At 36.6% G+C, this 24,569-nt stretch carries 18 protein-coding genes; all 18 read right to left on the bottom strand.

Annotated features, from left to right (window positions below; translation table 11 throughout):
• Window positions 1–4: 4 nt before the first annotated feature.
• On the bottom strand, window positions 5–868 hold the full coding sequence (locus ABXZ36_RS13565; RefSeq protein WP_354616222.1) for a DUF3347 domain-containing protein: 864 nt from the start codon (window positions 866–868) through the stop codon (window positions 5–7).
• A gap of 258 nt (window positions 869–1,126) precedes the next feature.
• The gene (locus tag ABXZ36_RS13560; protein ID WP_354616221.1) at window positions 1,127–2,881 is read right to left on the bottom strand and encodes an efflux RND transporter periplasmic adaptor subunit; all 1,755 of its coding nucleotides are present in this window, start codon (window positions 2,879–2,881) and stop codon (window positions 1,127–1,129) included.
• 31 nt (window positions 2,882–2,912) lie between these two features.
• Window positions 2,913–3,371 (bottom strand): DUF305 domain-containing protein, encoded by a 459-nt coding sequence (locus ABXZ36_RS13555; RefSeq protein WP_354616220.1) that lies wholly within the window; start codon window positions 3,369–3,371, stop codon window positions 2,913–2,915.
• 52 nt (window positions 3,372–3,423) lie between these two features.
• Window positions 3,424–4,134, bottom strand: coding sequence for a PepSY domain-containing protein (locus tag ABXZ36_RS13550; protein ID WP_354616219.1), 711 nt, complete (start codon window positions 4,132–4,134; stop codon window positions 3,424–3,426).
• Between the two features lie 8 nt (window positions 4,135–4,142).
• Window positions 4,143–4,742, bottom strand: a complete 600-nt coding sequence (locus ABXZ36_RS13545) for a DUF2911 domain-containing protein (protein ID WP_354616218.1) — start codon at window positions 4,740–4,742, stop codon at window positions 4,143–4,145.
• An 8-nt stretch (window positions 4,743–4,750) separates the two neighbouring features.
• Window positions 4,751–7,252 (bottom strand): heavy metal translocating P-type ATPase, encoded by a 2,502-nt coding sequence (locus tag ABXZ36_RS13540; RefSeq protein WP_354616217.1) that lies wholly within the window; start codon window positions 7,250–7,252, stop codon window positions 4,751–4,753.
• Window positions 7,253–7,338: 86 nt separating this feature from the next.
• Window positions 7,339–7,896 carry a DUF3347 domain-containing protein gene (locus tag ABXZ36_RS13535; RefSeq protein ID WP_354616216.1) on the bottom strand — a complete coding sequence of 186 codons (558 nt, stop codon included), beginning with the start codon at window positions 7,894–7,896 and terminating at the stop codon, window positions 7,339–7,341.
• A gap of 43 nt (window positions 7,897–7,939) precedes the next feature.
• Window positions 7,940–9,169 carry a TolC family protein gene (locus ABXZ36_RS13530; protein WP_435602531.1) on the bottom strand — a complete coding sequence of 410 codons (1,230 nt, stop codon included), beginning with the start codon at window positions 9,167–9,169 and terminating at the stop codon, window positions 7,940–7,942.
• The gene (locus tag ABXZ36_RS13525; protein WP_354616215.1) at window positions 9,166–12,936 is read right to left on the bottom strand and encodes an efflux RND transporter permease subunit; all 3,771 of its coding nucleotides are present in this window, start codon (window positions 12,934–12,936) and stop codon (window positions 9,166–9,168) included. The genes ABXZ36_RS13530 and ABXZ36_RS13525 overlap by 4 nt, the downstream gene beginning before the upstream one ends.
• Before the next feature lie 105 nt (window positions 12,937–13,041).
• Complete coding sequence (locus tag ABXZ36_RS13520; protein WP_354616214.1) at window positions 13,042–13,488, bottom strand: HYC_CC_PP family protein; 447 nt, start codon at window positions 13,486–13,488, stop codon at window positions 13,042–13,044.
• Window positions 13,489–13,938: 450 nt separating this feature from the next.
• A complete protein-coding gene (locus ABXZ36_RS13515; protein WP_354616213.1) occupies window positions 13,939–14,448 on the bottom strand; it encodes a hypothetical protein in 510 nt (169 codons plus the stop codon).
• 465 nt (window positions 14,449–14,913) lie between these two features.
• Window positions 14,914–16,353 carry an SLC13 family permease gene (locus ABXZ36_RS13510; protein ID WP_354616212.1) on the bottom strand — a complete coding sequence of 480 codons (1,440 nt, stop codon included), beginning with the start codon at window positions 16,351–16,353 and terminating at the stop codon, window positions 14,914–14,916.
• 127 nt (window positions 16,354–16,480) lie between these two features.
• A complete protein-coding gene (locus ABXZ36_RS13505; protein WP_354616211.1) occupies window positions 16,481–19,096 on the bottom strand; it encodes an exo-rhamnogalacturonan lyase family protein in 2,616 nt (871 codons plus the stop codon).
• Window positions 19,097–19,100: 4 nt separating this feature from the next.
• Window positions 19,101–19,964 carry an ROK family protein gene (locus tag ABXZ36_RS13500; RefSeq protein ID WP_354616210.1) on the bottom strand — a complete coding sequence of 288 codons (864 nt, stop codon included), beginning with the start codon at window positions 19,962–19,964 and terminating at the stop codon, window positions 19,101–19,103.
• 4 nt (window positions 19,965–19,968) lie between these two features.
• A complete protein-coding gene (locus ABXZ36_RS13495; protein ID WP_354616209.1) occupies window positions 19,969–21,231 on the bottom strand; it encodes an MFS transporter in 1,263 nt (420 codons plus the stop codon).
• 48 nt (window positions 21,232–21,279) lie between these two features.
• Window positions 21,280–22,170, bottom strand: coding sequence for a PIG-L deacetylase family protein (locus tag ABXZ36_RS13490; protein ID WP_354616208.1), 891 nt, complete (start codon window positions 22,168–22,170; stop codon window positions 21,280–21,282).
• An 11-nt stretch (window positions 22,171–22,181) separates the two neighbouring features.
• Window positions 22,182–23,036, bottom strand: a complete 855-nt coding sequence (locus ABXZ36_RS13485; RefSeq protein ID WP_354616287.1) for a PIG-L deacetylase family protein — start codon at window positions 23,034–23,036, stop codon at window positions 22,182–22,184.
• 124 nt (window positions 23,037–23,160) lie between these two features.
• The gene (locus ABXZ36_RS13480; RefSeq protein WP_354616207.1) at window positions 23,161–24,555 is read right to left on the bottom strand and encodes a RagB/SusD family nutrient uptake outer membrane protein; all 1,395 of its coding nucleotides are present in this window, start codon (window positions 24,553–24,555) and stop codon (window positions 23,161–23,163) included.
• Window positions 24,556–24,569: the final 14 nt, after the last annotated feature.

Here is a 24,569-nt window from a genome sequence, read left to right as displayed (position 1 = left end):
TTTCTTATTCCTCGATTGTTTCCACAGTTTTACCACAACTCATCATTTGTGAACCGTAATACGGATTTTTTATGGTTTCCTCCTTGCTCAACCAATTGGCTCCCTTTCCATTATTTGCCATTGGACAAAATTGGTAGTAGGTTGGAGATTCTTGTTTGGAAACTTTCATTACCTCATATATGTTTTTTGACAGTGAGTCAAAGTTGCTCCTTTGTTGACCAATGACTTTTGTATCAGCGATTTTTGATGCATCTTCTTTCAAATTTTTCAACACTTTCATCCACAACATATGGACGCCCATTGAAAGTTGATCCATTTTCACTTCATTAATGGCATTTAAGAGCGTTTTAGCGTTTGTAGAAGCCAAAACCCCATCTGTTCTAACCAAGGCGTCCTTAACTACAAAATAACTGTCGTAGACTCCTGATAGTGGATTTGTTCCTTGGACTTCGTTTATTCTATTTGAATGTTCAGAATGGTCCATAAATGCCATATCCGATTTTAGCCCATCCCTTTTAGCGGATACTTGGTCAGCTCTTTCATATTGGCAACAACTTGGCAAATTTAAGTAGGTATCGTCTGGCGCTAAAAAGCTTTCGCTATCATAACCAACCAAGGCTATACGTTTAAGAATGTCTTCCTTGGAAGTTTTAACACTATCGTATGTAAGCGTAGCCATTTTGGTGTCCTTGTCCCAATCAACCTTAGCTTCGTTTTCTATAGTACCAGCCTTTTCTATTGTGCTTTTGCACATATCACAATTCCCAAGGATTTTTACGTATTCAGATGATTGATTTTTTAGTTGTGCATATGACGTTGTCATTGATAGTGCAACTAGCACTATAAAAACGATTTTTATCGATTTCATATTTATAAATTTTGAATTATTGAAAAACTAAATACCACGAGCATAAGGCTTGTTTAAAATATACTAGACCAAACTATACGCTGGCCTCGCATAGTGAAGTATGAGGCCATTTTGAGTGGTTTATTCTTTATATAAAGATAATGAATAAATCATTTCTCATTCGATTATTTAATGGAAAAGCATTTTATAGTATAGGCCTCCTTAAAGGGTGTCTCCTATATTTCATCAGATCTTATAAATATAAATTTGTTGTCTAATTTATTTGGATATTACTTGCTTAACTTCCCCACAAGTCATCATAGCCTCCCCATAATAAGGGTTACGAATTTCCTTTTCCCAACTCAGCCAATCAGCCCCTTTATTCTTATTGGCCATAGGACAGTTTTGAATAAATAACGAGGTGGACACCTGGTCCAAATTTTTGCTGATAGCGATCATATTATCCGAAAGTGCGATAAAATGATCACGTTGATTTTCAAGATTGCTATTGTTGGCTATTGCCGAAAACTTGTCTTTAATAATGGATACATGCCCTCTAGTCATTTTATCCAAATCGGTTTCCTTTATGTTTTTTAGACCATTTAAAGCTTGTTTAGCGGAGTTACTTACCTTTTCTGGATTGGACGCTACCAAAGCATCTTTTACTTCCATATACAATGTGATTATGGACATAAAATCCTTTTGCACTCCTTTGGAAATACTCATTTTCATACTTGTAGTAGTGTTCCCTTCCATACTACTGCCTGTGTGCCCCTCATGTCCGGTTGTGGTCTTCCCTCCTTCTTTGTTCATCATGGACTTTTTTCCTTTGAGTTGTGCCGCAGCATCAACAGTAAACGTTCCATTAGTCACTATTTCCATTCCATTTTCTAACCCGTCCAGTACTTCATAACTTCCATTTATGATAGTACCCAACGTTATTTCCCTCATTTCAAAAACTGGCTCCTTACTATCTGTTTTTATATAGACCACAGATCTTTCCCCTGTCCATAACACAGCACTTTCAGGAATAGCGATCCGGTCTGCCATCTTGCTGGCCGATAACATAACTGCACCTTGAACAAACATCCCCGGTTTAAGTAATCCGTCCTTATTTTGTAGGACTGCCCTGACCTCAACAGTTCGCTTATTAGAGTTCAATATGGGGTCTATAAATGAAATATTGGCTTTAAAATTGGTGTTGGGATATGAGTTTGCAACGATGGTTATAGCCTGATCCTTTTTGAGACTACCTACTTGGTTTTCATAGGAATCGAATACCGCCCAGACCGAACTTAAATTTGCTATAGTAAATAAGGCTGCCCCTTGTTTTATATAATCGCCCTCTTCCACCATTATTTTTGAAACCGTACCTGAGGCATTGGCATACAAAGGAAAGTTTTCAGTGACTTTACCACTAACTTCTATTTGTGTTATTTGTTTTTCAGAGAGCTTCCATAGTTTTAACTTATTTCTGACCGCTTTATAAAGTTCAGGTTGAGATTCCTTTAGCCTGGATGCGGTCAATAACTCTTGTTGTGCAGATACCAATTCTGGAGAATAGATGGTAGCCAGTAGTTGTCCATTTTTTATTTCTTCTCCTTCAAAATTCACATTAAGCTTCTCTATTCTCCCTCCGAAATATGCAGCTTGTGTACCATTAATTTCCTCGTTTTCCATTATGCTGCCGGATAACTTAAGGATGCCTTCCTTGGTCTTGCCATTACCAACTGTCAGTGTTTTTATATTCGCCAAAGCCATGGCGTTTTCGCTCATTTTAAATTGACTCATTGCAAGTCCGTCTGCCCCAGATTCAGCAGCAATGAGGTCCATTCCGCAAATCGGACAATCCCCAGGCTCAGGTTGCATAATCTGTGGGTGCATAGAACAGGTCCACATTTTTCCACTCGCCATTTCTTCAGTATGGTCATGTTCCGCTGCGTTACCATTGTTACCATTACCACTAAAAATAAGGTAGCCTGCTAATAGACCAATAATCACTGCAATACTGAGATATATGATATTCTTGTTCATAGCTTCAATTATTTATTCTTTATGTATTGTATTAGTTACTTTCTAATCTTTTGATCATCGATTTCATCTCTTCTATCTCCCTCTTTTGAGCTTTTATAATGTAATTTGCCAATTTTTTCACTTCTGGATCTTTTATGGCTGCTCGCTCACTTGTCAAAATAGCAATAGAATGGTGTGGTATCATTGCTTTCATCCATAATACATCACCAATAATTGGGCTTTGGGTCCTTACCAAACCTAGCGCACCACAAAAAAGAACGACGCTACCCAGAATAATTGCGATATTTTTCTTTTTGTTCTGGTACATGTTTTTCATGGCTACAAACATTATAATTGCCATTGCCGCAATTCCTAGACAGCTCATATAAAATCTTGTTAAACTAAAATAGACGTGGTCTATTTCATAAGTGTTCCAGTACATGGTGATATACATGGCAACAAATGAGGCCACAAGCATTCCTGTAAATTTTGTATAGCTATTCTTTTTCATGCTGTCTATGATTAGTCTCTTTGCTACTTCCCATTTTTAGTGTAATAAAGGTTTATTCCTTTGTCACCTTTTTTCTCTTCCTCATTGTGGGAGAAGTAACATACCAAAGGGTAAACCCACTCAATACAGTTATTAACCCCAATAATGAAAATGCTCTTAAAACTACATTGTTAAAATTGTCCCTTCCCTCATAATCCATCGTATGTGTCATCCATAAAAAATCGAACCAACGCCAATCTCTATGGCGGAGTGTTTTAAAGGAGCCATCGGCAATGGAAACATAGGCCTTAATATTTCCTGGCGTATCGAATGAAATGACATATGCGGGAAGTGGTCCTCCTCTGTATTCATGATGTTTCCCAGTTTCTGTAATACGCTCTATCCCTTGAACCTTTAATCCGGCTATCATATTTTTTTGGGCAACCTGTAATGCTTCCTCTTTAGAAATTTCCATTTTTAAAGTACCGCTCTGTGCATTGACCAATTGGGTTTGATTAATCAAATAATAAGGCACATTGGCAATATCCCTAAACTCCAAGAACATAATGTCAGATGTATTGGCTATTTCTGTTGGACTCATTAAATCTGTGAACATGGTATGGTTCATAGCTTGATTTCTAAATTGATCCCCGTGGATTTCATCTAAATTGGTCCAACTGAAATACAAACCACTAATGGTCCACATCAAAAATTGGATGCCCAAAAAGAGCCCTAAATAACGATGAGTCTTACGGATTTTAGCTACAGTTTTTCTTTTAATCATTACTTTAATTAAGGTTTAACTACAAATGGAAAGCTAATTCTTACTTTCTCCCAAGAGAGTGAAATGCTTCCTTCTGTAAGGTTGGTTTTGGTTATTTGATATTCTAAATGTTCTTTTACATCGTCCATGACTTCTGGTATGATCTTTAAACGAAGAACATCATCTTTTTCATCGTATTCATCTTTCCCATGTTGGTCCCAATTTGAATTAAATATTATAGTCCAATCACTTTTACCAGGAATTGTAAAAAAACCATATTTACCTGCCTTTAACAATTGGCCATCAAACTCGAGATCCTTATTCGTCTCAATCCAAGTTGCCTTATGGGCACCAGCTTGCCAGACTTGTCCGTAGCCCACCAATCCGCCAAATATAATACGATCCCTTACGCCAGGTGATGAATAATCAATATGAATATGAGCCTCACCAATCATAGCCATAGCAGCAGTATGTGGACTAAGGATTTTCTTTACAGAGCCTTTCTCACTTTCAATCATATTATCTTTATGATTGGAATGAGCAGGAGCTGGGTCTTTTAAATCTGTATTCTTATTTTCTTTACATGAAAATAAAATTAGGGCTAAAAAAATATAAAAAAGATTCTTCATCGTTTGTATTAATTTATGTTTTTAGTTTTCAATCTAAGGGCATTGGCAATTACAGATACTGAGCTAAAACTCATCGCAGCTGCAGCAATCATGGGTGATAATAATATTCCAAAAAATGGAAATAATACTCCTGCCGCAATGGGTATCCCAACAGTATTATAAATCAATGCAAAAAATAAATTTTGTTTGATATTGCCCATAACTTTCTCGCTTAGGTTTCTGGCCTTCACAATTCCGTTTAAATCTCCTTTTACCAAGGTAATTGAAGCACTTTCAATGGCTACATCGGTACCTGTTCCCATAGCGATACCCACATCACTTTTTGCTAACGCAGGAGCATCGTTGATACCATCTCCTGCCATTGCCACTACCTTACCATCATTTTGGAGTCTTTCTACTTCTTTTAGCTTATCCTCTGGCAACATACCGGCTTTAAAATCAGCTAAATTCAATTCACTAGCCACCGCTTGCGCTGTATTGTGATTATCGCCTGTCAGCATAAGTACATCAATACCTTTGCTCTGTAATTCTTTTATAGCTTCCGCACTAGTCTGTTTAATTTTATCCCCGATGACGAGATATCCAACACATTTTTTGTCCACTGATAGAAACGATACGGTTTTGCCTTGTTTTTGATAGGACGTAGCCTCCTCTTCCATTTTTTTGGAAACCACTGAACCGGCATGTTCCATCATTTTTTCATTGCCCAAGGCCGCATTTTTTCCATTTACAGTCCCTTCCACTCCTTTTCCGGTCACGGCATTAAAGCCTTCCGTCTTTACCATTTCAACCCCTTGTTCTTTTCCATAGGCAACCGTAGCTTCGGCCAAGGGATGCTCACTGTATTGATTTAAAGAAATTAAATATTGTAGCACTTCTGTTTCAGAAAGGCTGTCGCTGAAAGCTATCACCTTTTCTACACTGGGTTTACCTTCTGTTAAGGTCCCGGTCTTATCAACGATCAAAATAGTCACCTTTGCCATCTTTTCTAGAGCCTCTGCACTCTTTATAAGTACTCCATTTTGGGCTCCTTTCCCTACACCTACCATAACGGACATAGGTGTAGCAAGTCCCAAGGCACAGGGACAAGCAATGATTAAAACTGCGATGGCATTCACCAATGCAAATACATAGGCCGGATCTGGTCCCCAAATGGCCCAAACCCCAAAAGTTATCAGGGAGACCAAAACCACTACTGGAACAAAATATCCAGATATCCTATCGGCTAATTTTTGTATTGGAGCTTTGCTTCTGCTCGCATCGTTCACCATCTTTATAATTTGGGAAAGCAATGTATCTGATCCAATTTTTTCGGCCTTCATCAAAAAAGATTGATTGCCATTAATAGTCCCACTACTCAAGGTGTCTCCTTCTACTTTATCCACGGGAATGGGCTCGCCAGTAATCATAGATTCGTCTACGGACGTGTGTCCTTCTACCAAAGACCCATCAACTGGTATTTTATCCCCCGGTTTTACGCGCAAAATATCTCCCAATGCAATGGCATCAATACTAATTTCTTCCTCCTTCCCATCTACAACTCTAATAGCTTTATTGGGAGCTAATTTCAACAATTCCTTTACGGCTGAATTTGTTTTGCTGTGAGCTCGGGCTTCCAATACCTGTCCCAATAACACCAAGGTTAAAATAACCGTTGCCGCTTCAAAATAAACGTGCACCGTACCTGAATCTGTCTTAAATTGTTCTGGAAAGAAATCAGGAAAAATCAATCCAAAAACACTAAATAACCATGCCACCCCTGCACCAATACCAATAAGCGTAAACATGTTTAGATTCCATGTCTTAATAGATCGGTAGGCACGTTCAAAAAACATCCAAGTGGTATAAAAAACTACTGGAATAGAAAGTCCAAATTGAACCCAATTCCAATATTTGAGTTCCAAAACCTCGTAAAGTGGATTATTGGGCAGCATTTCGGACATGGCTATCAAAAAAATGGGCAATGTAAAGCCTACTGACCACCATAACTTTTTCAATAATTTCCGATAATTCTTTTCCTCCGAAGACACATCTGGTTCCTTTGGCACCAGATCCATCCCGCATATGGGACAAGAACCTGGTTGATTCTCTACAATTTCTGGATGCATCGGACACGTATATTGGGTGCCAGATGTAGACGACATACTTTGTTCCTCTACCAAATCCATTCCACAAACAGGACAATCACCGGGCTTGTTATACGTTTTATCTCCCTCACAATGCATAGGGCAATAATAGGTACCTGTACCCTTTCCTTTTGGTGTGCTATCCTTTTTTTGTATATCTTCTTTCTTCTCACCTTGCATATGGATGGTATAATGTCCGCCTGCCTTTTCCAATGCAGTTTTAAAGGAAGCAATAGGAATATGAGAATCCATTTCTATAACGGCTTCCGCTTTGTCGAGATCTACGTAAGCACTAACTACACCGTCTACTTTTTGCAAAGTTGCTTCTACATGACTACGGCACCCGTTGCAGGTCATGCCATCTATATGATAGGTATGTTTCATTTTCCTTTTTTTATTAATTCCGCACTCCTTTTCATCCACTTTTCATTCGTATCCTAAAGGTACTTCCTTTAAGTAACTATCCCTTTCTATTGGATGGTTTCTTTCACAGCGCCACACGTCAACATCATATCCCCATAATAGGGATTTCTTATTTCAGAAACGTCTGAAAACCAATAGCCTCCTGTATTGTTGAAAGCCATAGGGCAGAACTGCTTATAAATGGTACCTTGAGTCATCTGCTCTTTAAAAAGCGGCTCTACCTTAGAGGTTAACGTGGCAAACAGCTCCCTTTGTTTCCCAATAGCGTCAGAATCTGCCAATTCTTGGGCTATCGACTTCAATTCTAATTGATTTTCATTGAGATTTTTTATCATCATGCTAGCAGCAATCTTTGCTCCTGCCACATCTGTTTTGATCAATGCCCCTTTTAGTTCCAAGTACCTCTGGAAGACCTCTTCTGTAGCCTCCTCTTTAAAAGAGACCATAGCGGTGGCTTCCTTTTTTATTTCTGTTACTTTGGAAGAGTCGGCCGCCTTAGGCTCCTCTTTCTTTTCTTCTCCGCATGCGGTCATTATTATTAAAGTTATACCTGCAAGGATTGCATAACCATTGTGTTTCCTATTCTTAACCATCTTGTTCTTCATAATTTTATTCCTTTTCTATTTAAAATTGACTTCCTATTTATTTTTATTTCAGTACCAAATAATTAATTATCGACGATTCCGAATAATAATTCTTAACGGCCTCAATTTGATTCATTTGAAATTTCAGCCCTAACTCTTGAATATCCAAGACATCATTAAAATTTATGATTCCCGTTTCGTAATTTTTAATCAATATTTCCTCTGCATCTTTTGCTTGTCTATAATTCTTTTCCTGAATGTTGTATTTGATACGAGACGCTTCCCTAAACGACACTGCATTGCTCAAGAGTGTTTTTAATTTATTTTTTTGATTGCTTTTCTGTGCACTAATTTCCTCTTGTCGCAACGCATTTTGTATGGTCTTGGACTTATATTTTGAATTAAAAACTGGAATAGACAGAGAAACCATGGGCATTATAATGTCCTTTCCATTATCACTAAAATTCATATCATTTCGTTCAGCAACAGGAATATAATCCAATCCAAAACCAAGGTCTGGCTTGGCTTCCTTCTGGTTCAGTATTTCAGATTGGGTAATAGATTCGTAGAGTCGATCGTATTTTTCCAATTCAGGATGAAATTGTAAGTCCCAAATCTGCTTTTCCCCTTCATTACTAACGGGTAAATCATCCACCAGATCAATTGGCAGTGCCTCTTCCCTATTCATTAAATTGTTAAATAGGTTGCCTTCGGATACATAATCCAGCACCAGCACTTCTTTTTGGGCCTGCAATTCATTTTGCCTGATCTGTAAACGCAATACGTCTACAGCCGATGCATTGCCCACTTCCAATGAGGTTAATGCTAGTTTTTCATAGGTCTTTAGAAGCTCTATATTCTCACCCAATACCTCCTGCTGTTTTTTGATGGCATAAAGTCTGTAATACGATTGAGATACCGCCAGCCTAAGTTTCCTTTTAATAATAACCATGTCCAAAAAATCTACCTCGGAGAGAGAGGCTATATAATTTTTCCTAGCTGCAATAGAACCAAACCAAGGCAACATTTGTTTTACAGAAAATCTAGCTTTCTGGGCCCCTGTCCTAGTTTCTGGTTCACTCACAAAAAGTCCGGCACTTATTTCGGTATTCGGAAGTGTATTCACCTCATTTACTTTTTCTTTGGAGATTGTATACCTAAGTTCAAAAGCTTGCACTTCTGGGTTGTTGGCTTCTGCCTGTTCCAAGTAGCTTTCCAAGATTTGCCCTTGTGACATATGGGCAAAAAGCAGCATAAAAAACAGTATTATTTTATGTGTGCAATTCAATTTCATTTGTCCAATATTATAGATTCATTTTGTAGCAATTTTGCTAGTTTTCCATTTGAAATTTCTTGTCGCCAGCTATATAAAACGGGAACAATAAAATAAGAGGTTATATCTATGATCATCCCACCAAATATTGGAATGGCCATAGGAATCATGATATCACTTCCCTTGCCCGTGGAGGTCAGTACTGGTAAGAGTGCTAGAATGGTGGTAACGGTTGTCATTAGACAAGGACGAATTCGTTTATGGGCAGCTTCCAAAGTGGCAGCCCTTATTTCCTTTACAGTGCTCGGCTTATCTTTATCGAAAGTTTGGGTTAAATAGGTAGCCATTACCACCCCATCATCTGTGGCGATACCAAAGAGGGCTATGAAACCTACCCAAACAGCGACACTAAGGTTAATGGTTCTCATGTTGAACAATTCCCGCAGATTCTCCCCAAAAAAATTAAAGTTAAAAAACCACTCTTGCCCGTACAACCAAATCATGATAAATCCGCCTGCAAATGCTACCGCAATTCCTGTAAAGACCATTAAAGAAGTGGTTACCGAACGGAATTGAAAGTACAAAATCAGGAAAATGGTCAACAAGGCCAAAGGCACCACTACGGACAACGTCTTTTCTGCCCTTAATTGATTTTCATAAGTACCTGTAAATCTATAACTGATACCCTTGGGCACAATTAATTCTCCCTCGTTAATTTTTTGTTCAATTAATGCTTGGGCATTCTCTACTACGCTGACCTCCGCATAGCCATCTATTTTATCGAAAAGTACATAGCCAACGAGAAACGTATCTTCACTTTTAATCACTTGTGGCCCTTTTTCGTAACGTATGGTTACTAATTCACTCAACGGTACCGAGGTTCCATTAGCCACTGGAACATAAATGTTTTTGATGTCTTCCGGGTTTTCTCTTAATTCTCGTGGATAGCGAACACGAACCCCATAACGTTCTCTGCCTTCAACAGTTTGTGTTAGAGTCATTCCGCCAACAGCAACTTCCAGAACCCGTTGCACATCCTCAATAAGGATGCCATATCGCGCCAACTGTTCCCTATTGATATCAATCAGCAAATAGGGCTTACCTACAATCCTATCTGCAAAGACGGCTTCGTCTTTAACACCATCGGCCTCTTTGATAATAGTTTCTAATTGGAGACCAAAAGCTTCGATCTGTTGGAGATCCTGCCCTTTCACTTTTATACCCATAGGTGCTCGCATTCCTGTTTGGAGCATCACCAGCCGAGTTTCAATAGGCTGTAATTTAGGAGCAGAAGTAACGCCTGGCAGCCGGGTCACTTTTACTATTTCGTTCCAAATATCATCTGGAGATTGAATTTCTGGTCGCCAGTTTCTGTAATATTCTCCACTGTTGTCAGGAATTAAATCATCTAGAGTGACCTCTGAAAATGCACTAGCATTAGATGTGTTTTCATTTGAATTCCCTTCTACTTTCACATTTGGGTTTACTACATGTCCACCACCTTTGATTAGGAACCGTTCTTCACTGTCTACCTTAAAGCGTTGTCTGTCCCCATTCTTATTCTTTAGGTATTCCGATTTATATTGAATAATATTTTCATACATGGATAGAGGAGCTGGGTCTAAGGCAGACTCCGTCCTTCCTGATTTGCCCACTACTGTTTCCACTTCAGGAATACTGGCTACGGCCATATCTAATTGTTGTAATACACGTTTGTTTTCCGCTACTCCAGAATGGGGAAGAGAAGTGGGCATTAAAAGAAACGTGCCTTCATTTAGGGCAGGCATAAATTCCTTCCCAGTATTCCCCATGACCCATATTCCCATAACCAACACCGTGGTAGGAACCATTAAAAAGAGTACCCTATTTTGCAAGGCCCATTCCAGGATTCTGGAATAATATTTTTGAAAAATGTAAAATATTCCCAATAGCCCAAAACAAATTAAACTCACAAAAAGTAGGTTTATAAAAATACCTCTATCAAATCCAAGAGGTCTCCAATAAATAGACAATAGAATTACAATTGTGAGGACGGAAATTGAAATATTGGCAAGATTGGCAAATTTATCATTCAGAATCCCTCTTATTTTTAAAATACCAACAATCCCAAAGGCTATCAATAATGTACCCAGCCAATACCCCATAATGATGGCACCAAAGCCAATCACCATCAGTATTACATTAATTACATAGCGAAAATTGATTTTATAATTTCTCTTTCTAAACAAATAAGCTGCAAACGGAGGTATCAAAAACAAGGCAATGATTAAAGAAGCCGTAAGTGCCATTGTTTTGGTGAATGCCAAAGGTCTAAAAAGCTTGCCTTCGGCTCCTATCATGGTAAATACGGGAAGAAAACTAATAATTGTTGTCAATACCGCCGTGAGTATGGCCCCTGAAACTTCCGCAGTTGCATTGTAAACAATGGCATCCATAGACAGTTTTCCCTCGTCTTCATCTATATGGCGAATGATATTTTCAGCAAGGATAACCCCCACATCTACCATGGTACCAATGGCAATGGCTATTCCTGATAATGCCACTATGTTAGCATCCACGCCAAAAAGCTTCATGGCAATGAACACCATTAATACCGCAACGGGCAGCAAGCCTGAAATTAATATGGAAGCCCTAAGATTAAAAACCATAACAATGATTACCAAAATGGTGATCAATATTTCCAAGGTCAATGCTTCTTTAAGGGTTCCCAGCGTTTCTTGGATCAATTCCGCACGGTCATAAAATGGAACAATGGTCAATTGGGATGTACGCCCATCGCTCAATTGTTTAGAGGGCAGCCCTGAACTAAGTTCCTTGATTTTATCCTTAACATTGTTGATGACTTCCAAGGGATTGGCTCCATATCTGGCAACCACAACCCCACCAGCAACTTCCGCCCCTTCTTTATCCAAAATACCTCTACGGACTGCTGGACCCAAGGAAACATTAGCAATATCCTTAATTCTTATGGAAGTATAATCTGTGGAACTGACAACCGCATTTTTAATGTCATCCAAAGACTTAATATATCCCAATCCCCGTACCAAGTATTCTGCTTGATTGATTTCCAAAGTCTGGGCCCCAATATCCCTATTGCTTTGTTTCACGGCATTTACCACTTCCTGAAGGCCAATATTATATTGCTTCATCAGCTCAGGTTTTACGTCTATCTGATATTCCTGAACATACCCCCCAATGGAGGCTACTTCTGACACCCCGCTTGCGGATGAAAGGGCGAATTTTACATAATAATCTTGAACGCTTCTCAATTCCTGAAGGTCCCATCCTCCTGTAACTTCACCATTTTCATCCCTTCCCTCAAGAGTGTACCAAAAAATTTGCCCAAGGCCAGTGGCATCTGGTCCTAAAGAAGGGTTTACGCCTTCTGGAAGTAGGTTACTAGGCAACGAATTCAATTTTTCAAGAATACGGCTGCGGCTCCAGTAGAACTCTATATCTTCCTCAAAAATGATATAGATACTCGAAAATCCGAACATGGAAGAACTTCTAATCGTCTTCACACCTGGTATACCCAATAAAGAGGTTGTTAGAGGATATGTAATTTGATCCTCAATATCTTGGGGGGAACGCCCTTCCCATTTTGTAAAGACAATTTGTTGATTTTCACCAATATCAGGAATGGCATCCACTGCAACTGGGTCACTAGGTAAGAAACCAATATTCCAATTGAATGGGGCATTTATGGTACCCCAGCCAACGAAAAGTAGCAGTAACAAAACAGCTACAAGTTTATTGTCTATAAAAAATTTGATGCTTTTATTCAGCATAGGAGTTTGATTTTAAAATTTAGAATACAGTATTATATGGGAGTACATACAACACGATGAGCCCTTTCACAGCATTAGCTGATGGGCTTATTTCCAAATCTTAAATCAAATAAGAAACTGCTGTTCAAAGATAATAATATCCTTGAACAATAAGGGAGGTGGATATTCATTGTGTGGGACCACATTTTCATGTATCCCCAGGAATATATCAATATAGGTAGTAATAAAGGAGGCTACAAAAAGTTGGTGTTCAAAAGTAAACTGTTCAAATGAGTATTTTAAATGGTCCTGACCTTGCTGTACTAGATTAAAATCGCTGCAACAATCCATTTCCATAGTCATCTGTCCATCACCAGAAACTGCCATCATAGAGTCCATCCCGCAGGTTTCTGCCTTATTAAACAAGCTAAAATCAACCAAATGTTTACCACAAAAATGCATGTCCACCGTAAAAGAAATGGTGGAGAACAGCACTAAAAATGCCATTACTAAGGATACTATGTGACGTATAAAAACCTTCATCCGAATAACAAAACTACGAAAATTTAACATTTATTGCCTTGGTTAACAAAAGTTTAAATGCAATAAACAAAATAACCCAACAACTTTTATAACTGTAAGAACTTAAATTACGCCACAGGTTTTTTATTTGATGAGCATTTTTGAAATAAATAATTCCATGGTCAAAAATATGTCAAACAGCTACGAATTAGACTTAAATCATTTACCCTTAAATAATTGCCATTCAGCTTCTCTTAGCTTTTACTTTATTTATTATATTAGTTATTTAAATTTTAATGCACCACAATTATGAATATTCTTTTCATTGAGGATGATACAAATGAAACCATGAAAGATTCAGTTAAAATTGTGGGACAGCTTGCCCAGATAGCCTTACACTACAATTAGCAGTATACATTGTAATTGTACAATATGAAAAAAGGAGTGATGCCATGCATCACTCCTTTTTTGTTACTATGAAATTCGTGAATTCTATTGCTATCAAACAAACAGTAAAATCAAGGTCACTACGATACCTGCCAAACTAAACAAAACCCCCTTCTTAAAAACAGTTGTTTTGGGCATAAACATCCAGAATGCCGAGACCACAAAAAACAATAAGGATACTCCAAAGAAAATATTTAACCAATATATTGGACTATTGGTAGTGGCTTTATGCAAATGTTCCATTTTGTCAAGAAGCAAGGGAAGCTCCTTCTTAGTGTAATTAGCCATGCCTGTCTCTGTATTGTATTTCCCTTGGGCAAAATAGACCGTATTTCCTTCTGTTTTTTCAGGTTTAAATCCTTTGATCTTTAACGCAGCTCCTAATTCCACCGATGCTAAATTTGGTTTTAATTCCCGTTCTACAGCAACATCCTGTTTTAAAAAATCGGTGTTGCGAAAAATCATAATGATTCCACTGATGGCATACATAGCCATAATACCTGCTAGGAAAAATCCTAAATAACGATGAATGATACGCATCCATAATCCCGTTGTCATTTTCATTTTTATTCTTGTATTTGTTACCTTTTCATCTTAGGTCCTAAATGCACTAATTTTTTTTCCTTTTCTTAAAAAATCAGTATTAACACTAGACCTATAATTTTTTGTGCAAATATAAAAGTAAAGGGCAGCACCGTCACACTTTTTCTTACACTATTTGATTCTAAAAAAAGGATTTACAGCATCCTAATGAACCATTTCAATTCGTGGCACTATCCCATCTAATTATGGTTCCGCTATAGTGCACTTATCTAAGCCTTTAAAGAATTTCTAAAGGATAAATGTCCTGCGTAAATTCGTTGAATCATTTGAGAGATGTGTACAAAAAGTTAGACATTTGAAGTGAGAATGAAAAAGAATTTTGCCATATGGTTCCTTAAAAGAATGCTTACCCCATAAGTGCACATCAAAATAGATAAACCAATATTGATCTTACCTTTTTCAATATCTTACATTATTAATAACTTTTTACAATCCCCATAAAACAGGAAGTACATAATACACCATAAAGGTTAAAATAACAATAGATATAATATTCATCCAAAAACCAGATTTTATCATATCAATAATTTTTAAATACCCAGAACCAAAGACTACAGCGTTAGGAGGCGTGGCAACAGGAAGCATAAAAGCACAAGATGCCGCAGTTGTTGTAGCTACGATTAAAATAAACGGGTCTACATCCAATGAGACAGCAATTGGAGCCAAAATAGGCATTAGCATAGCTGTTGTTGCTAGATTTGAAGTTACTTCAGTTAAAAAGTTGACTGATATTATAATGATGAGAATCAATAAAAATAGGGGAACTCCTATTAGAAGATCTACTTGGCTCCCAAGCCAAATTGCTAAACCTGTTGTTTGAAAACCTGCTGCCAAAGCCATACCACCACCAAATAATAAAATAATTCCCCAAGGTATTTTAACAGAGTCTTCCCAAGTAATGATACGATGCTTTTTATCTTTTGTTGGAATGATAAATAAAACTATGGCTGCGCCCATGGCTATAATGGTATCATCTATTCCTGGTATTAAAGATTGTAATATAAAAGAACGCGTGATCCAACAAAGTGCCGTAGTAACGAAAACAATTAGCACCAATTTTTCTTCAAACTGCATTGGCCCCAGTTCTTTTATTAGTCGGTTTATTTCCTTTTGCCCTCCTGGAAATTCTTTTTGTTTGAATTTGAAAGCAATACGGGTTAAATAAAACCAAGCAATACCTAGTAATAAAATGGAGATTGGAAAACCAAATTTCAACCACTGCCAAAAAGTAATTTCAATGCCATATGCTTTTTGAACAAAACCAGCCATTACTAAATTTGGAGGAGTACCAATTAAAGTGGCTATACCTCCTATGGATGCCGAGTATGCTATACTAAGCATTAAGGCTTTTCCAAAAATGGAGTTCTCATTTTCAATAGTTATAGGGTTATCTTTTAATTGATATATAATAGACATACCAATAGGCAACATCATCACTGAGGTAGCTGTATTAGATATCCACATAGATAAGAACGCCGTAGCTACCATAAAGCCAAGAATTACTTTATAGATATTGGTTCCAATTATATTAATAATATGTAAGGCTATACGTTTATGCAAGTTCCATTTTTCAATAGCTATGGCTATGAAAAACCCCCCCAAATACAAGAACACATATTTATCACCATAGGCCGCAGTGGTGTCTGCTATTTTCATAATACCCGCTATAGGAAATAAAATTAAAGGCAATAATGCTGTAACCGCAATAGGAACAGCCTCTGTAACCCACCAAACAGCAATCCATAGTGTAACGCCTAACATCAGATAAGCACTTTCAGGCATGCCTGATGGCGCATCAAAATAGGTTAAAACAAAAAAGGATAATGGACCTGTAATTAAAGCTATTGTTTTTTTGGTAATGTTCATTGTATATATAACTATGTAATGAAAGTTCTTTAAAAGGATATCTAGTACAATTCCCTATCACATATACTAAAATTAATAAACCACACTCTAATGAGTATGGTTTGTTAATTTTGAAATTTAAAAAAACCTACTTTGTATTTATATCATCGGATTTATTTAACCAATACAACAAATAAGGAATGTTATTGGCGTGTGTCCAGCCAAAAACTCTTAATCCTTGGTTAAGGTCCCAAATTGCAGTTTCTCCTTCATCTTTTGGTAATCTTGAAATTTTTAATAAAGCTTCGCTATACTCTTTTTGAGTAACATCTTTATTTAAGTTTAGAGATAATTTTGACACCTTAAGTAATTCTGATCTTTTCATTGCCTCGCCAAAAAATGTTTTATTTCCACTTAGATCATATCCAATGATTAAGGGATAGATGGTAGCTAAATAAGACTCCATTTGATGATTAAGTGGCGGTACGTTCTTTACCCATCTTGCATGGTCAATAAGAGCCTTCTTTACTTCCTTACTTCCTGTTAACTGGTAATACTTGTAAAGTCCCTGAGCTACATAAGTTTGGGAGTACCCATATCTATCCAACAAAATATTGCCACCTTGTTCCTTTTGTAGTTCTAGCATTATTCTTACCCTATCATCTAATTCTGTTTTATACTTTTCTAGTTTAGTGGCATCATAAAGTTCTACTAAATTGAGAACGGATAAATACAATCTTCTTCCTCTTAAGTCATGTTCTCCCCAAATTCTTTTAAGATAAGTATCTCCTGTCATTTTAGCGATCTCCAATGCCCTTTGATCCCCTGTTATGTAATAAGAAGCAATCCAGCCTTGGATCCACACATGAGCGCTTAACAATGCGTTCCAATGTTCGTCTCCGTGTCTTCGACCAATCCCTAGATAAGGTGTAGATTCTGGTTCATCTTCATAGTTCCAAAAATCTATGGCATCATTGATTTCTCCTACGTAATTTCTTTTTCTTGGCCAGTGAATATTATCAACATCCATACTGTGTTTGCTCATATTTTGAGCCATATGGTAATATTTGGGATTTCCAGTTCTCATAAAATTTGTCCACAAACTAAAATCAACTGTGGGCTCGTTATTATTCCACATGTGCCATTCGTCATTGAAATAATTGGTTTTTATATCTCCAAAATCAAAAATACCAAACCAAGATTCCCATTCTTGATTAAATGCTATCCAATCATATTTATACTGTAAGGCATTTTCAAATTCTGGAAATTTAGTACTGTAAGGAGCCATATTGCCATAGACCTTAGAAGCCGTATACCATTCAGGACTAGCGTGTGCAATAGGTGGATCTAAAACATAATCCATGGTAAGATAAATATTATCGATCTTTTCCTTTGCATGGAAATAATAAATGAACTCTGTTGTTTTGGTAGTACCTTGTGCAAAATTATCCAGCATTTCTCCGTCTAATTTTGTGTTTTTTCTTTCAAAACTCATTGGATCAATACTAACAGGCCATACATAAGCATTCACCGTATTCGTTTTTGGGTCTATTTCTAATTCTTTTGGATATTCTTGAAGGAAATTTTTTATTCCTACACTAATACCTTTAGATGTGTCTGATATATCTATCCATCCTTTAGCTCTCTGTGCTTTTGTTTGCACATTATTATCTTCAAAAATCGTTGCAATAAAACCTTCTTCTCTCTGCATTGAAGTAGATCCCTTTTTTTCCCTATTTTGCTTAGGTCCTATTTGTAGAACACCTGTCTTTTTATTTGACAAAGGAGCGGTATACAAATCAAAATCTTTTCTCGTATTAAGATCTCTTTCTTGATTAGTAGAAGTAGCGAACTGTACTTCTTTATCTAGATGATATTTGAATGTTAACCCACAACCAGAAATTTGGTCGTTAGGTTGTGTCCATCCTTTATCATTAGCAGTATCTTCTGAAAGAATTACTTCTTTTTGAGTCGCTATGTTGCTGTGTTCCCCTTTTTGTATTTTATGCTTATCTGGCACACCAGTATACGTAAGTGTATGCAAAACTTTGATATAGCTTTTACCGGCATAGGCATGTATTCTCATAGAAAATGGAGAATCATTATTGTCTGTTTTATTGTATTTATAGGTGCCCTCTACTCTAAAGATTGCGTGTAAGGGACCAGATCCAATTTCTCTAAAAACCTCATTTACAGTTGCTTTAGACAAATCTATTCCAGAATCATCTAAAACATCTAAAAAGGTACCTCTAGAATCTTCTAAGGCAGATGCTATTAACTCATCTTCAGAAAATTCCTTGTCATTATTCTTATCAATATAGACTTCATCTAAAAATCCATTTCCTTTTTTATTGATCCTAAACTTTAATGTACCCGTATTCACAATTATTCCCCCTCTGGGCCTCATGTTGTTTACAGACTCAATTCTGTTTTCTGCTTCCATCGCATAGATTCCTTCTCCATACTCTAAAGTATAATCTACATTCTCATCAGCAAAAAAGAATACCCAGATCCATTTAATACTATCGTCTGCTGGTTTCCAAGTGGTTACTTCTGTAGTTTGGCATACAATTTCTTTTCCTTTACTATTTAGCAATCTCACATTATCTGGTGAATAAAGTTCTCCTTTAGGGAACGGGATTCCCAAGGTAATAGGAGCTCCCTTTTTATTGTTTTCAATCTTAATGGGTATTTGATTACTTATTGCTGCGGATAAATTTACCGATATAAGCAGGATTAACAATAAGAATATTTTATTTCTCATATATTTAGTTTAATGCATTATTATTTGTTTTCTGGAGACACAAAGAGGCAGCTCCTAATAGTGCCGATCCATTTGTTTGTGACACCTCTATAATTAGATTTTCAATTTGTTTTTGATACGCAAAACCTTGTACGCTTTCTAACATCTTTTCTTTAAAAAAAGGATATGCCTTACTAATAGAACCCCCGAGAATTATTGCTTGGGGAGCAAACAAATACAATATATTTTTGATAGCCTCTCCTAAATGAGACCCATATTCATTAAAAGCCTGTAATGCTATTTTGTCTCCATTCCTAGCTTCATCTGCAAGATCTTTGGCGGTAGCATTGTAGTGTTCTGTAAAAAAAAAGCTACTTGCATAATTTTCTATAATACTATCTTTATAGGACAACATTCCAATTTCACCTGCGCCACAGAGCACGCCATTATATAACATACCGTTACTAATTATACCCATTCCAATCCCTGTTCCTAAGGAAAGTCCTATGATATTTTTATAGTTTTTTGCCTGTCCATAAGTGAACTCACCTAATGCAAAACAATTGGCATCATTGTTTATAAAAACAGGAATGTTAAACTCTTTTTCAAGAATGCTTTTCAATGGAATTTCTTTCCATGAGGGGATGTTTTGCACATCGTAAACAATTCCTTTGTCCGGATCTACAACTGCTGGAACGCCAATACCAATAGCTACAACATTTCCAGTCAAATTTTGGCGTATAACATTTAGTAAACTTTGAAGCGTAATAGCTGCCGCAGCCTCTCTATCAACAAGAATTTTAGCTTCTTTTTTAATTGAATTATTTGCTACCAAACCAACATGTATTGTTGTTCCTCCTATATCTACCCCAAGCAGTTCTACTCTCATAGTTTTAGCTCTCTTTTTTTAAACTAATCGTTTTGTTATTAACCAAAGGATTAGCCCAAAAACCTATTGATAAAATAAAAAGCAAGGGAATTATCAGAAAAAACATTGCTGCCCTGAGATTGATAAGCTCTCCTAACCAACCCACTATAAAAGGAACAATGGCACCACCAGCAATTCCGGTACATAAGATCCCTGATAATGATCCATGATGACTTTTTACTGAGTTAAGAGCCAAAGAAAAAATGATAGACCACATTACCGATATAAAAAAACCAATTAAAGGAAAAGCAATCAATGCCATTTGTGATGAGCCTGTAATAGCTAAAACAATTGTAATTATGGTTACTATAGTTGCAGATATCAATAATTTTCGGCTATCCATTACTTTTAATAAAAGAAGTCCTAAAAGACATCCCACTGTAAGCATAGCCCAAAAATAAGCTACAGTGTCTGCTCCAGTTGTTTGAGGGTCCAAGCCATGATATTCAGCTAAAAACTGGGAAATCCAATTTCCTATACCTTGTTCCGTCCCTACATAACAAAAGATTCCTAAAAAATATAACAAGGTCCATTTGTTTTTCAAAAGACTTAGGTAAGATCCCTTGTCCCCTGCTTTTTCATCTTCATTTCTATCAATTTTTGGGTACTTCACAAAAAGAACAACCAACAACATTATAAAAGCAATAAATGAAAAAACATAATATAACGAAACCCAAGGAAGGTCTGCAGGTACATAGTTTTTTAATAAAGCAGCAAGATCTTGGGTGTTTGTGCTATTATTGCTGACTAAATACTTATACAGATAAGGACTAGCAAAAGAGGCTAAACCAAATACAAGTTGTGCCAACACAGAATTAAAGGCAAAATGCTCTTCGCCACCAGCAACTCTAAGCATTGGGTTAATTACCACTTGCAATACGGCCATACAACAGCCTAAACTGAATAAGGTTATGGTAAACGTAATATAACTAGGATTAAAGGCGAAAAGAAAAGAAGCCAACATCATCACAAAAAAAGAAGCGACCAATAATGTTTTATCTCCGTATTTTTCTGCTAAAAAACCTGCAGGAATGGACATGATACCATAAGCAATAAAAAATGAAAATGGCAATAGTCCAGTTAAAGTTAAGCTTAATTCAAAACTCTGTTTTACATCTACAATTATAGAATTAAGAATATTTGTTATGAAAGATATGACAAAGAAAACCATCATAACCAATACGATGATGTGATAGAATTTCTTTGTTTGTTTCTTTTGGTTCTCCATATCTGGAATTTGGTTTAGTTACTAATTGGGTGTTTCTTACTGCTATTTTTATTGTTTTAACATTGGAAAAAAGTATTTTATTTCTTCATCTGTAGGCTGTTTTCCATATTCGCATATCTCAAAAAATTCTACATTCTTTACCTTAGATATGTCAATTTTTGGATACCACTTTTTAACTGCATCTACTCCTGACTGATCTAACTTTGTTTCTTTTAGATACACGTTTTTCATCCAAGCCAAACGCTCTTCTTTTCCTTTTGGAATATCGTTTTCATCCATTCCCATTGTCCAAGGCATCCACTCAAAGACCTGTGATTCATGTTCTGCAAAAGCTCTTTGTTTTTGATCTATAACATCATCTATGACAACCGCAATATCTTTTGAAAATGGATACGGCTTTTGGAACCCATCTTGCATATATAAGAAAATTGGGTTTTTCTTTAAAGGCGGAGTATCTGGAGTAACATTAGGTACAATTACTAAATAGGCAGCATCTTGTACAACTATGCCTGCATTTCTATGATCTGGATGATAATCATTAGGGCGTAGACCCAGGACAATATCTGCATCCCATTCTCTGATTTTTCTAATGACCTGGTGTCTTACGTTTAAAGTTGGTATTAATTCTGCATCATGATTGTCCAAAACATCATACTCTACTCCTAAAACTTCACCAGCTTTTTTAGCTTCTTCCCTTCTTCTTTTTCCTAAGACACCACCCCCCATGTTTTGGTGACCTGCATCTCCATTGGTAAGGGCAAGGAATTTTACCTTATGTCCTAATTTTGCATATAATGCCGCTGTACCTCCAAATTTTGAATCACAATCATCAGGATGAGCACCTATTGCAATAATTCTTAAAGGCTTGTTGATTTGCTCTTGTGCAGAAGAACCAAGGCTAATCATAGCTATTAGTACTAAAAATGTTATTTTTTTCATCTTCTATATTTTTAATTGTTCAACATTGGAAAAAGTTGTCTTATTTCTTCATCAGTTGGTTGCTTCCCATATTCACAAATTTCAAAAGCTTCTGCATGTACCGCTGTCATTGCTTTTTTTGAACCATACCATTTTACTAAAGATTCCCTTACTTTAGGAGATATAGGTCTACTCCAATTTTTAATGAGAAAGGCTCTTTTCTCTTTTTCGTTTTTTGGAACCTCAGCAAGTTTTCCTTCAGTCCAAGGTAACCATTCGTAAAACTGAGAAGTGTGTGCATCTAAACCGTCCATTTTTTGGTCAAAAACACTGGTAATATCTACTGCTATATCGGCTTTAAATTCATTTGGTTTTTGAAAATGATCCTGTAAGTATAGAAAAACCGGATTCTTTTGTAATGGTGGGGTATCTGGTGTCACATTAGGTACAATTACCAAGTAGGCTGCATCTTGTACCAAAACCCCCGTATATCTATGGTCTGGATGATAATCTACAGGCCTATGTGTAAGTACTACATCTGCATCCCAATTTCTTATTTCTCTTATCACCTGGTGTCTTACTTCTATCGTTGGAAAAAGTTCACCATCATGATTGTCAAGAACAGTATATTCTATACCTAATCTTTTTGCCGATTCTTGAGCTTCCTTTCTTCTGATTTTCGCGAGGTTTCCTCCACCCTTTTCATAATGTCCTGCATCGCCATTGGTTATAGAAACAAATTTAACACGGTGGCCCATTTGAGCAAACAGAGCTGCTGTACCGCCCATTTTATTATCACAGTCATCTGGATGGGCACCAAAAACAATAATATTTAACACCCTTTTTGAAGTATTCTGTGCAGTAAGGGTAGAAAGATTAGAAAGCATACAGAAGGTAACCATTACTTGAATAATATAATTTTTCAAATTGGAAATTTTAGAAGTTTCTACTAAAGAGTATTTTAAAATTGGTCACTATAGGTTTATTATAGTGACCAATTTAGAATGGTTTTTAATTTGAATTTTGAACGAAATTTGTATTAATATCTATTTCTCGTTGCGGTATAAAGAATAAACTTCTTACTGATCCTGCAGAAATAAAAGGTTCTGCGCCGTTTACTTTTTCTGCAGCCACACCAAACCTTTTTAAATCTGCCCATCTATGGTTTTCAAAAGCTAATTCTAATTGCCTTTCTTCTAATAATTTCTCGCTAAAAGTCCCTGGCATAGTGGCATCAATAGGATCTAAACCAGCCCTATCGCGTACTTGATTAATAAGATCATACGCTTCATTAGATTCTCCAATTGCTTCGGCAAGCATTAAAAGAACATCCGAATATCTAAAGACTACAAAATTGATATCAGAATCATTTTCAGTTGGTGGATCACTCTCATATTTTCTAACATAATTAGCTAGAACTGTTTCACCAGTTGCATTCACGTAAGATGTTCCCATAGAAGAAGGAAATCGTAAATCTCCAGTAACATATGAGTTTTCCATCTCTACTGTTGGTCTATTTCTCCCGAAACCTTGACCAGTCTGTAAAAATGCGCTAGGAGAAAAATCATTGGTAAATGCACTGCCTTGACCTATACCGCCACTTGCAAATTCAACTTCAAAAATAGATTCTTTGTTGTTTTCATTTGACGCTCCCCATAGATTTGAATAATTATCAAGTAATTCATAGTTATAATTACCTATAATTTTTCTTAATGCCACTGCAGCTTCTGACTTTTGGTTATTAGTTAATAATACCTTCGCCAATAATGTTGCTGCTGCGCCTTTGGTTGCTCTCCCTTTGTTATCTGCTGCATAGGATATACTTAAATTAGCCTCTGCCGTTGCCAGATCTGTAATTAATTGTGCATAAACTGAAGTAGCATCTACTTGGGTCAATTGGTCTCCTGGAACAAAGGGCACCAATTGTAATGGAATATTACCATAAGCAACAGCTAAATGATAATACATTAAAGATCTTAGAAACAAGGCCTCCCCTATAATTCTCTTTTTAATATCCTCATTCATTGTAACGCCTTCTATCCTTGCCAAAATAACATTGCAGTTAGCTATTACCCCGTAAGAGTCCGTCCAAGCTGACGTTATTTGTTCATTTAAAGGATCTTCTGTAAAGGCATTAATTTCTGCAAATTGTCTAGACAAACCAGTAGCATCTGGCCCTTGATCTGTATTGTCACTTCTCATTTCAAACATGGTCCAATATCCTCTACCATAAACACCCTTTTTTTGCAACCCTGCATAACTAGCATTTATTGCTGCAACAAAATCGTTCTCTGTAGTATAAAAGTCGGCTTCATTTCTGTTCGAAATAGGTGCTAAATCAGTAAAATCTTCGCTACAAGAGCTTAAAACTAAAATTGCTATAAGTAGTATAAATATATTTTTCATTTTGATTTTTTTTT

The organism is Sediminicola arcticus, assembly GCF_040566695.1.
Lineage (GTDB): Bacteria > Bacteroidota > Bacteroidia > Flavobacteriales > Flavobacteriaceae > Sediminicola > Sediminicola arcticus.
This window is presented reverse-complemented; position numbering and strand designations above follow the sequence as displayed.

Excerpts from the sequence above, each read along its gene's own strand:
- ABXZ36_RS13565 (WP_354616222.1), bottom strand. The coding sequence starts at position 868 with ATGAAATCGATAAAAATCGTTTTTATAGTGCTAGTTGCACTATCAATG.
- ABXZ36_RS13560 (WP_354616221.1), bottom strand. The coding sequence starts at position 2,881 with ATGAACAAGAATATCATATATCTCAGTATTGCAGTGATTATTGGTCTA.
- ABXZ36_RS13555 (WP_354616220.1), bottom strand. The coding sequence starts at position 3,371 with ATGAAAAAGAATAGCTATACAAAATTTACAGGAATGCTTGTGGCCTCA.
- ABXZ36_RS13550 (WP_354616219.1), bottom strand. The coding sequence starts at position 4,134 with ATGATTAAAAGAAAAACTGTAGCTAAAATCCGTAAGACTCATCGTTAT.
- ABXZ36_RS13545 (WP_354616218.1), bottom strand. The coding sequence starts at position 4,742 with ATGAAGAATCTTTTTTATATTTTTTTAGCCCTAATTTTATTTTCATGT.
- ABXZ36_RS13540 (WP_354616217.1), bottom strand. The coding sequence starts at position 7,252 with ATGAAACATACCTATCATATAGATGGCATGACCTGCAACGGGTGCCGT.
- ABXZ36_RS13535 (WP_354616216.1), bottom strand. The coding sequence starts at position 7,896 with ATGAAGAACAAGATGGTTAAGAATAGGAAACACAATGGTTATGCAATC.
- ABXZ36_RS13530 (WP_435602531.1), bottom strand. The coding sequence starts at position 9,169 with ATGAAATTGAATTGCACACATAAAATAATACTGTTTTTTATGCTGCTT.
- ABXZ36_RS13525 (WP_354616215.1), bottom strand. The coding sequence starts at position 12,936 with ATGCTGAATAAAAGCATCAAATTTTTTATAGACAATAAACTTGTAGCT.
- ABXZ36_RS13520 (WP_354616214.1), bottom strand. The coding sequence starts at position 13,488 with ATGTTAAATTTTCGTAGTTTTGTTATTCGGATGAAGGTTTTTATACGT.
- ABXZ36_RS13515 (WP_354616213.1), bottom strand. The coding sequence starts at position 14,448 with ATGAAAATGACAACGGGATTATGGATGCGTATCATTCATCGTTATTTA.
- ABXZ36_RS13510 (WP_354616212.1), bottom strand. The coding sequence starts at position 16,353 with ATGAACATTACCAAAAAAACAATAGCTTTAATTACAGGTCCATTATCC.
- ABXZ36_RS13505 (WP_354616211.1), bottom strand. The coding sequence starts at position 19,096 with ATGAGAAATAAAATATTCTTATTGTTAATCCTGCTTATATCGGTAAAT.
- ABXZ36_RS13500 (WP_354616210.1), bottom strand. The coding sequence starts at position 19,964 with ATGAGAGTAGAACTGCTTGGGGTAGATATAGGAGGAACAACAATACAT.
- ABXZ36_RS13495 (WP_354616209.1), bottom strand. The coding sequence starts at position 21,231 with ATGGAGAACCAAAAGAAACAAACAAAGAAATTCTATCACATCATCGTA.
- ABXZ36_RS13490 (WP_354616208.1), bottom strand. The coding sequence starts at position 22,170 with ATGAAAAAAATAACATTTTTAGTACTAATAGCTATGATTAGCCTTGGT.
- ABXZ36_RS13485 (WP_354616287.1), bottom strand. The coding sequence starts at position 23,036 with ATGCTTTCTAATCTTTCTACCCTTACTGCACAGAATACTTCAAAAAGG.
- ABXZ36_RS13480 (WP_354616207.1), bottom strand. The coding sequence starts at position 24,555 with ATGAAAAATATATTTATACTACTTATAGCAATTTTAGTTTTAAGCTCT.